At 61.3% G+C, this 10,091-nt stretch carries 2 protein-coding genes; both read right to left on the reverse strand.

Annotation, left to right across the window (positions count from 1 at the left end; all coding sequences use genetic code 11):
• Positions 1-79 precede the first annotated feature (79 nt).
• Entirely contained in the window at positions 80-6,139 is a 6,060-nt protein-coding gene (locus tag EJP69_RS23700; RefSeq protein WP_126472711.1) for a P-loop NTPase family protein, read from the reverse strand.
• Between the two features lie 305 nt (positions 6,140-6,444).
• Positions 6,445-10,044 (reverse strand): hypothetical protein, encoded by a 3,600-nt coding sequence (locus EJP69_RS23705; protein WP_126472712.1) that lies wholly within the window; start codon positions 10,042-10,044, stop codon positions 6,445-6,447.
• Positions 10,045-10,091 lie beyond the last annotated feature (47 nt).

Raw genomic sequence — 10,091 nt, forward strand, 5'->3', positions numbered from 1 at the left:
GGGCAACTCAGCAATGAGTTAGAGAGGCCAGCGCCAGCCTGGGCTCTCTCGCCTGGCATCGCAGCTGAATGTGGACGGCTTAGACCAAGTAGCCGTTCTTCGCCGTCTTTAGGTGAGATTGCCCGTAGCTGCTTGGCTGCTTGATCTGCCTGCTTGCGAACACGTTGATGGCCAGGGCCACCTTTCCACGAGCAGCGGTGAGCTGTTCGAGGCCTGCCGGCGTCAGAACGAGGTAGCAACCCTCGCCCCATATAGACTCCGCATCAATATCGACCGGGCCGGCGTCACGCCACCAATAGAGCTTCGCGGCCGCTGCTCCGCTCGCATCGAGGAAGACGCTCGGTTCTTCGTCATGCGCGCGCCAGCGAAGCCTCTTTACCCAGTTCGCGCACAACGCGAACGGATAGGTCGCTGCGTCAAAGCCCATGTCCACAGAGCAAACAACTCGCCTTACCAGCGTTGGCGCCAGTTCATTGTCGAGGGCGACGTGCTGACCAAGCCAGACTGCGATGGGCAACGTGGCATAGCACTGGTCGAAGTCTTCCCCGTCAGTTTGTGCAGCGGGTGCTCGAAATCGGTAGAGGCGTTGCTCTGACTGGCGTGGCGTGAAGATCTTGATACGCGATACCTCAGCCACGACTTGACCGTCGTGGTGTGCCGGGAAAGGCGCAACGTCGCTGTCGACCTCGTCAACCCACTTCTTCCCTCGCTCGGACCAACCCGCATGTCGGTCAAACAGCGGCATGCGGATCCACTCGGGGCGTACTTGCGGGAGCCTCAGCGGGCGAGGCGGAAGAGGGCAACCCAAACGCTCCAACAGCGTCGGTCTGTCGCGGCCGTTCAACTTGCCGGCCAGCCGCAGTTCGCCCGCGACGTGGCGAAGGGCGGTAATGGCAATGTAGGCATGGGGCTTCAGGTATGTGATCTGCATGTCGAGGGCGCGAAGCTGAGCCTCAAGCCTTTTGACACCAGAGGGCCCGAATGCCTCAAGTCCGCCCCAATCTTGGATGAGCATCGCCGCGCGCCGACGGATTGTCATCTCGTCGATGCCTGCCGCCTGCGCAAGGTGCTGTGCTGTCGAGCGCAGCATCTGGGTCCAGCCAAGCGGCGACTCGACTCGCATCGCACCAGTTCTCTCGTCCTTGAGGGCATGGTCGCCCTCTGAGAGGGCCTCCAGTTCGAGGCTATAGAAAAGCGGCAGTGGCTTCGCGTCCATAGAGACTGCCAGTCCCCACCGATGCGACAAGAGTGCGGCTGACTCTGCTATCGAGATATCGCGGTGACTTACCAACGCAGCCACGGCAGTGCCCAGCTCGGGTGCAAGGCCCGCGCTGTCAACGGCCAGCAGCGTTCCAAGCGCGTGCAGGGGGGCATCGGAATCGCCTGTTAGAAGTCGCCGCATAAGGGACTTGAACAAAGCTTGACCGTGTCCGGCTTGCCCTGCCAAGCGCAGCGTGCAGTTGCGTGCGTGTCGCTGAACTTCGGCAACGGGAAGTCGATAGGCAAAGTGCAGCAAGTCCTCCATAAGCTCGGTGTCGCTGAGCGGTAGTTCGCTCGGCTGGAGTGACCGTCCCAGCTGAAACTCGCGAGTGCAGGCCATCTGCTCCTCAAGCAGCGACCAGATGGCTGGCCAGGCCGGCGTCGCGCTGATCAATGGCAATATCGAATCCAGGTCTGTCAGCAGCGACTGGGTACTCTCCTGGCCCGCCGTCACTGAATCGACGATGTTCTCGAAGGCCGCTGGGGACGTGGATGGCCCCTCCAAGAGCTTCTTCGCCTCAAAGTAAAGGAACTTGCCGCCGCCCATCCATTGGCTCCAGGAGCTCCAGGGGTCCTTGCTTGTCTCGTAGCCCTGAATCAGCTTCTTGGCGTACTCAACCTCACCCGCCGCAGCCAACCGCTTTACCATCAGGAAGCGGCAGCGCGCGTCGTCCCGCAAGACCTGCCAACGCTCAAACATCCTCCGCACCAGATGAAGCGGAGCTCTCTCGGCCAGATCTCTGAAACGGTACGGGGCGTTGTAGTTCAGCTCGTCGCCATCTGCCTCAAACGCGCGCTCAAGCTCCTCGAGAGTGGCCTCTGAGTCGTACTTGCTGGGCGTGGACGAGTGTCGAGGTTCCGGCGCTTCTGACATCCATCGGGCTACAGCGGCTTCAAGCTCCGCGGACGCGAACCCATGTCTTTTGGCTGCGGTGCGAAGGCGCTGGAGCAGTCCCGCCCTCTCGTGTGCTCTGCTGGCTACCTCGATCGCCCCCAATAGCATCAGCGTGAGCGGCTCAATCTGGCCGGGGCCCGCGCCGTCGGCGGCGATGTCAATGAAGTCACCGACGTGATACGGATCCCGGTAGTGAGGTTCCATGTAGAACGGTAGGCAGAGCCCGCACCAGACAGTTGCGCAAGGCAAGACGAGGTCAGGGCTTCGCCGGACCATCCCCGTCATGAGTAGGTCGACGCGGTTCGGCCAGCTAATCAGATGCCAATCCGCCAGTGTCTTTGACACCTCGAAGCCGAAGCGAGGCCCGACCTGCATCGCTTCCTCAATGAGCGACATTGTCAGGCGATGCGCGGCCGCCGAGCCTTCCGTTTCGGCCATGCCGCCGACCTGGCGCATCAAGTTTGAGACTCGCTTGACACGGCCCTCCGGGTCAGTGGTGTTCGCAAGGATCAGGATGTCCCGCCAAATTGCGTACTGTGGGTCTTTTTTGGGAGCCAGCGCGTAGCCGAGGCATTGCTCAGGAATTGTCGCCAGCAACTGTTTCGCCCGATCTACGTCCCCGACCGCAGCCAACGCCATGGCGAGATCCGCCAATCCGTCAATCTGTTCACTCGGCGTGCTCTCTTGAAGTTCCGTCACGAGGGCGTTGAGCCGGTCGACGGCCCCCGCACGGTCAGCGTCCACCCGATATGCATCGACGGCTAGCCGGCGCCGCAGGTACGCAGTACCCCCCAGCGTCGACGAGGCGATAGCTGCGTCAATTTCTCGAAGTACGGCGCGGTACTCCTCCTCGCCACATTTGGCGCTGAGCCTCAGCAGCGCTTGCGCGAGCACGGGGATCGCTCTGAAGGCCTGCTGGATGCGATATGACTCGCTACCGGCTTCTGGCGTCAAACGTAGCATGTACCCAAGGGCAACGCGGGCTTCGGCCCGGATGCTGCCAGCCGGCACAGTTGCGTTGTCGACGGCGGTGCGACCTAGTAGCACGCCTATCGTCGAGGCGTGCTGCTGGATCGGATGAAGGAAGGAGTGCTTCGACGGTGTCGCACTTGGCAGCGGCTGGTTGAGCAAAGTGCAAAGCCTGGCGTGATGCACCGCCGCGCCGACGAGATAGCCTAGCCCAGCCAAGTCCGTCTCGTCGTCGCACATTGAGATCATCGGTGCGACCAATTTGTCGAATAGGGCCTGGGCTAGGTCACGACGGCCAGCTTCAAATGCAATCAGTGCCATACGGCGTCGGTCGCCGTTGGGTACCTCGCCGAAGCCAGGAAGAGCGGCAGCGGCATCAAACAGGGCAAGCGCTTGCGCGACGTCGCCGCGCCGACTTGCCACAAGCCCTGCGTGAACCATTACAGACGGCTTGTCTTCGTCGGCTACCCCGAGGCCGCTGCAGAGTTCTTGTGGATCGGCGCCAACCTTCTGAAGGAGCGTCGCCTCTGCGGCTTCCCTCCTTAAATGCTGGCGCAGCGAGGCGACACTTTCTGGATCCAGCTTTTCGGGCTGGTGTAGCCCCTCTGCGGCGAGGTGGTCAATCGCTGTCTGGATCTGCTCGATGTCTCGGAAGTTGACGGCGCGCCTTGCCCACCTCTCGAATTCCTTGATATTGTTGTCGCGTCCGTGGTTCTGGAACTTCGACGTGTGGAGTTGCGACAGTGGCTCAATGCTCTCAAACAGCTCTTTTGCTCGCTCGAAGTCGCCTCGCGCCAACAGGGCGTCGACAACATCGTAGCCTCGGTCGGGAAAATACCGCACGAAAGAGAGGGCTGAATCAATGTCCCCGACCGCCAGCATCGCCAGCGGAAGCTGGTTGGCATACTCAAGGGCCGTCTCGCGCCGGCCCACTTCGTCACGACACAGCAGCAGCCGTGTGAAGGCAGTCGCATCGTGCGTTCCACGCACTGCTAGCAGAGCCAGCCGGATATCGGCGTGGATCTCGGCGATAGAACGCCCGTCAGCCAGTTGCAGCCTGAAGCGAGCGGGCATCGCCAGCGCAAGTACATCGGCAGCGTCGCCGGCACGGGCGCGGTAGCGCAGCTCAAGCCACCGCTGCGCCGATTCGTGCGGGGCGTTCTTCGCCAGCTCGGCGAGGTCGCGGTACACGCGCTGGGAATATTCGACGTCGACGCGTCCAAGGCGGGTTCGCGGTTGAGCGATGACGAACAGCCTGAAGCTGTTGTGGAAGACGCTCCATCCCTGGGGTGAACTGCGGAGCAGATGCCGTGCAACGACCAGGGCGCGCTCGATCGCGGGCTCCTTGACCACCGTGGCCAGCAGCCGCAGGTCCATGGGTGCCTCGGCCCGGGCGATGAAGCCCAGCACGTCCATGGCGTCGCTGTCGCTTGCGATTTCGCGCCAGGCGGCGGTATACACGGTCTCAATATCGCCGTCGAACGGCATCCTGCCACTGAGCAGTTGCTTGCGGCCGGCTTCGTCCGCGTGCAACAGCGCCTGAATCAAGTAGCGCGTTGCCAGCGGGTGGCCAAGCGTGAGCTTGTTCAGCTCCAATCGCGGAATGTCGGCAGGCAGGCCAAGTGCATCTGCCATCCGAGCGACCTCCTCGCGGCGGAGGGGGCTCATGAGAACCAGCCGGTCGCTCTTCTCCGCTTGTTCCTTAACGGCGGGCTTTAGATTCGCGAGGTCCAGCCGCTGCGTGCCGAGGACAAGCACAACCCCGTTTGGGATGGCCGCGGGAAGAGGTAGCTCGCCCAGCAGCGAATTGGTCGGCCGCTCTTCGCGGGGCACATGGTCGAGCCCGTCGACGACGATGATCGTTCGGATCCCGTCGCGGTCGAAGCGTTCCCCAGCTTGCCGCACCAGGACGCCGAACTGTTCGCGTCGCTCATGTAGCGAGTCATCGCGAAGACGCAGTCCAATCAAACCGCTGTTGCGCAGCTGCGCGCCAACATCGGTCAGAAAGTTATCGGCCTCTCCGCGACCCACGCCCTGGGCAGCGCCCGGCACGTAAGCCAGGTAGCGGACGAGCCTGATATTTGATTCGGTGGCCAGCGCCACCTGGAGGAGGGTGGATTTCCCGGAGCCAGGCGGACCTATGAGTGAGACGTAGCCCTGGCCAGTATTTTGCAGCGCGGCCAGCAGCTTGACCTCAGTGTCGCGGTTGCGCTGGACATAGGCGCCGACCGGGAACCGATGGATGAGTAGCGTCTTGGCGGGATCACGCCAGCCAAGCTCACGAAGCAACTCGTCACGAGTCCATCTGTCCTTGTCGCGCGCGTCGGCGACCAGCTTGGGCAGTACGCTGGCAATCTCGGACGCCTGTCGCGCCTGCTCGGCGTTCAGCTTGTGCGACTGGATGAAGTCCGCCGCAGTTCCGTACACCAGACGGAGGCTGTGCAGGAACTGTTCGAAGTCGCCATCGCTCAGGCCGGCTTCACGGCGCAAGTGATCGACCAGTCGGCTCCATTCCGGCGTGTACCAATCCGCCAGCGACCGACTTGCATGCTGCTGGAACTCTTCAAGAAATGCCGCGCTGTGGGGCGGCGTGCCGTCGCCTGGCTTGTCGGTAGTCGATGGAAAGTCATTGACGACCAAGCGAATCTCGACACGACTTCCCGGGTTGTCCTTGCGCAGGCACTGCCAAGCATGAACCAGGGGCTTCCAGAGGCCGTTGGCACCAGTAAACAGCGTCTCAACAGTGAAGGTTCCCGGGAACTTGGACGTCTTGAACTGGTGGCCGACCACCAATCCTTCGAAGCCGAGTACCAGGTCGTCGGCAATACCCGCGTTACGGTCGGCGACGCCGATCCAGAGCAGCTCGTCGCGCTCGAGTGCTGCGTAGATGGCAGCGCCCGCTCGCTCATACTGGCCGATATATCCACGGAGTGCTCGGCGCTCGCCTTCCGCCGGCGCTGTTGCAGGAGCTGCAGCGGTGGATGACTTCGGTCTCTTGGGCTTTTTCGGGGCCATGGAATTGGATTGGATAGTTGGTGTCAACCTGGACCAACGGAATTGCCTCAGCATTACCCGGTGCGTCCAGCACCAGAGGGGCATGCTGCTGACTCATCGAACGCCGTTCTACAGCGAAGTATGGCCGGCGCTGATCGCAGCGGTCATTCGCGAGGCCGATCATGAATGACTCTGTTCAGTCTGGAGCGGACTTATCCAAAGGGCGCCTACGCAGCCGATGCTACCAGTCGCCGACGATTGTTGAGCTCGCGGTTCGGACCTCGAAGCAATCAGTCAGGCGGTTGAGGATTGGGAACCGTTGAGCCTCACAGATCGCGATCACGCAGCGCCCCCAGCTGCTCCGCACTAGGCTTGTGGCGCTCTGTCATCGTTCCCGCCACCTTTACTGTCCCGGCGTCCATCGTGTAAACGGTGGTGTGATACAGGCTGCCACCGAAACCACGGGAGGCACCGAAGTCCTGGCCCGCATACACGTTCTTCTCACCGGCGAGGACCCATACCGGCTCCAGGCCAGCCTTCGCGAGCATGCTGAGGAAGTATTCGCGCGAGGCGACGGCGGCAGCGGAGCCACGCTCTTTCAATGAAGGGTCTTGCCAACGGAGTACGCCCTGGACATCGGTGTACTCGGGGGTTCTCCCGTCGCGCAGGCGCAAGCCGAGTAGCTTCATTAGACCCGAGGTGGGCAGGTGGAGGTCGAACGTCTCATCAATCGAGTTGTCCTTGTCGTTGCCCTCTGCATGCAGTGCGGCCACGATGCCGGAATACGGCGTATGGATTCCCGCGCCGGAGTTTGTTTCAAGTTCTATCTCTTTGATGTCACGCCATTCGTGCTCACCCAAGAAGCACTCCAACCGCTCGTATTCCCCGAATCGACTCACATCGCCGCGATGTCTTTTGAGAAGCTCTTGAGCCAGCTGCGCGCCGGAGCCCAGCTTGGTGACCAGACAGGTGATGCGTGACCAAGCCTCCACGTGATTGCGCCGCGCGTGACCAGGAACTTTCCAGCGGCGGAAGCCGTACGTTGTGAGCCACTTTTTGCCATCGGGACTGCACAAGTCGATTTGTCCCACGTCGTTGCAACGACCGTCGTCGGAGCTCAGCCAGGCCAATAGAACGTTCGTATCGCCGGAGGGAAGCTGCGGAGGTGACGGTGTCCACCAGGTGAGCGGAGCCGAATCCCAACCGGACTCGAGACTGCTCTGTAATAGAAGAGATGGGTCCAGATCTCTCTTCATGTCTCGTCCCTCAGGTCCATACTCAAAGGCCCGCAGTAAGCCCTCATCCTCATACGAGCACACGGTCAGGTTATCGACCAAGCGCGTGATGGCTTCGGACAGCGCGATGTACTGGTACTTCTTCCCGACTCGCTCCACCCTGTGCTTCCCTATCCGATCATGGGTGATGCCGCCACGTTCGAACTTCTCGAAGAGCTCCTCGCTCCATCCTAGATTGTGGGAGCGCTCGCAGATCCAACGCCTCACCGCGCCATGCTCAACCTCTGGCGGGTGTCTGTCGTCGCTGTTCATCCGAGTTGCTTCTAGCAAGTGCTGTTCGGCAAAGCTCGCGTACTCCGCGAGCTGGCCGGCGTTGAGTGAAGCCTTGAAGGATTCATTAGCTTTCTCAAGTGAACTCCACAGCTGCTGCTTCGCTTCCTTGTCCTTACCCCAGCCACCGAAAGGGCGCAAGCGATATTCTGTGGATGCCTTGAACAGCGCGACGTAGCTTTCATATTGCTCTGAATCAGACTTCTCAACGAACGCCTGCAGCCAGTTCTCAAAGAGCTCCCGAGTGCTCTTTCCCGCAAGGGCTCGAGGCATGTCAACAATCGCGTGCATCCAAGCACCGAGCGTGTAGTTGCCAAAGTCGCCCTGCTGGTCAGTCGACGAAGAGATGGCGTCTCCGTACCCCTTGCCGCGGTACTCCTCCAGGGCCTCAACCGTGACGACCTCAAGCGGCCAAGCTGAAGTGAATTTGGCCTTGCACGCATCGATGTCGACATGGGATGGAAGCTGTCCAAGGTTCAGCGCGTAGAGCAGGATCCCGAGTGCGAAATCTCTTGCGAGTAGGTTCAGAGGCGGCTGACGACCGTCGGAGAAGTGATTCGTCCACACCGCGGAGGCCAGGACCTTGCAGCCGTTTCGGTCGACCCCTTGCATCGCCGCGCCGTAGCAGGCCGCCAACAGACGCTCTGCGATGTATGCGTCGTCGATGCTGCCGAATTTTCCAATCAACTCGGCGCCGTCGCTCAGATTGCTGGACAGCAGGTTCACCAAAGCCTTGGTCGCGCGGTCGCGGACGGCGCGATTACTCGTCGACAGGAACCAGGTCAGGGTGAGCGCGGCAAGCCTTCTCCGTTCCTTGTCGACCTCGCCGGAATCCACCTGCCACGCCCAGTCGATGAGTGACTCGACTGCTCCTCCATCACTCAAGTCGTCTTCGGCCAAGAAGACGGACCATGTAGCGTCCCGCTGCGGCATTTGCAGTTGCCAAAGCTCGTCGTGGAGCCAATCGGCGTTGTGCGGGTTGTCGGGCTCGGTGCTCACAAGTAGAAGCAAGCCGTAGGGCGACTGGCCCCTGCTATCGCAGAGCTTCTTCACCCAATCTGCGGTCTGACTAGTGAAGGCCTTCGGAGCGCGCCACGCCAAGGACGTCCTGAACGCATCGCAATGGGTGTCGTTCCCCAAGGCGTCGTCAGGCAGCACATCGAAAAGCTCAAGGCCGAATTGCTCTGGAATCTGCACGGCAAGGGCTTCGACCAGGCCGGCAAATTGCCATGATTCGAAGAACGAGAAGTAGCCTGCCAGCGGTTCCTTCTTGAACGAGCCTTGGACGTCGCTTTGGTCGACCTGTTCAAGGAGACGCTTAGCCCGCAGGTGGTCGGACAGCCGCTCGAATGTGAATCGAACGATTTCTTTCGGAGCGCCCTCGTGCCATTCGACATCCTGGGTCAGGACGCCTTCCGAGAGGAAGGCCGTGAAGAGGCTCTTGTCGATGAGGCCGCCAGACGGATGTATGCCTTCTAGCAATTCGAAGGTGCACTCTACAGTGAGTGCACCAGCATCGCCTTGCTCGGCACATGCTTGGAGGAACGCGCTCAGCGCCTTGCGTGGAATGTTGAGCTGGGGAACGAGTTTGAGGTCGTGTTCAACCTTTCGCGCGACGGCGTGCAGGTAGAAGTCGAAGATGGTGCTCAGGCCAACCAATCCCTTTGGAAGTTGTTTGAGCTTCTCGGCGTCGAGGTACGTGCAGCAGGTTCGCAGGAACAGTGGGTTCTCGAACTCGCGCGCCAGGTTTGGAGAGCTCGGTCGAGCAATGCCGCGGCGGTCAAGGTATGCCTTGGCCGCCGCGCCGGACCTACCTGAGAAACCAGGGTGGTCGGTCCGCTCTAGATTCTCCAACGGGAGGAGATGGACGTAGGTCTTGCGCACGGTCAGAGCGAGTGCGACTCGTGGGAACTTTCGCACGAGCGCCACAAAGCCTTGAAGATGTGTTTCCCACAGCGCGATGCCGTGCCTCTCATTCAGCGCGTCGACCGCAATCACAGCGCGGCAGCCGGCGGCTTCTGCTGCAGCGTCCAGTGCTCCAAGGAACTCGTCCGTCGTGACCTGCGACAGGTCTAGGAGGCCGCGGATCTGCTGCCACGGGTCTCCCTCCGTCAGACTGTTCGTGAGCACGAGGATGAATGGCCGCTTGCGCTCCAGTTGACCCTCGCCAAAGTCGGCCAGGAGGTGCGACTTCCCGATGCCTGCCGGCCCCGAAATCAACAGCTCCTGCTTGTTGATGACCCTCCACGGTCCAGATGCCAGTTCGCGGCTGACGCGCTGCACCGCCGAGTAAAGGTCGAACAGGTCCTTGCGGGCGATGTATGGGTCCTTCTCTGGTTCCTTCTTTGCCAGCTCGGTCAAGGCTTCAGTGATGGCTGAGAGTGCGGCAGCGCAGTGGGTGGTCCAGA

It is taken from the genome of Variovorax gossypii (assembly GCF_003965815.1).
GTDB lineage: Bacteria > Pseudomonadota > Gammaproteobacteria > Burkholderiales > Burkholderiaceae_C > Variovorax > Variovorax gossypii.

What these genes read in the sequence shown, in the direction of transcription:
- EJP69_RS23700 (WP_126472711.1), bottom strand. Translation starts at nt 6,139, where the DNA reads ATGGCCCCGAAAAAGCCCAAGAGACCGAAGTCATCCACCGCTGCAGCT.